Raw genomic sequence first — 620 nt, forward strand, 5'->3', positions numbered from 1 at the left:
GGCCTCGGCCACCTGCTGGCACTGGCGCCGTCGGCGGAGCTGAACGCCCTGGCCTGCATGCATTTCCGCCATGACTTCCCGAGGAACCGGCGCTTCACCCTGCCCACCAGCGCCGACGGCAGGCGCAGCGACAAGCATCGCAGCAGCGATGAAGTACGGGGCACGGCGATCGGCAGCCAGGCGCTGAGCTATCCTCAATTCGCCAGCCGGCTGGCCCGTGGCGACGAGGTCCGCAGTACCACCCTGAGCGAGACCTTCGACTGGGATGCCTACACTGCGCTGTACGGCAAACGCGCGACCCTGCTGCTGGCCCGCGCCCCCAACGGCTGGCTGCACATCGCCACCCAGCCGCTGGCCTTCACACCCGGCACGGGCTGGACGCTGATGGCACTTATCGAAACAGAGGAAACAGCACCTGCCGCGCCCGTAGAGGAACAACCCGCGGCCACGGGATCGACTGCGGGGTAGCCTATCTTTGGTTGGGTGACAGACAGGGATGTCACACCCATGATTCCACCATGCCATCACACACTTGGTAGCCCGTCATGTCCCAGCACGTCAACTCTCGACTCGGCCAGATACTGATCAACAAGGGACAGATCAGCACCGCGCAGCTGGAT

General features: G+C 65.0%; 1 protein-coding gene. It reads left to right on the plus strand.

Going from position 1 to position 620, the window contains the following annotated elements; translation table 11 throughout:
• A partial coding sequence (locus J0A65_RS25110) for a hypothetical protein (protein ID WP_206596948.1) occupies positions 1–468 on the plus strand: 468 nt, incomplete at its 5' end.
• Positions 469–620 lie beyond the last annotated feature (152 nt).

Source organism: Bowmanella yangjiangensis (assembly GCF_017255015.1).
Classification (GTDB): domain Bacteria; phylum Pseudomonadota; class Gammaproteobacteria; order Enterobacterales; family Alteromonadaceae; genus Bowmanella; species Bowmanella yangjiangensis.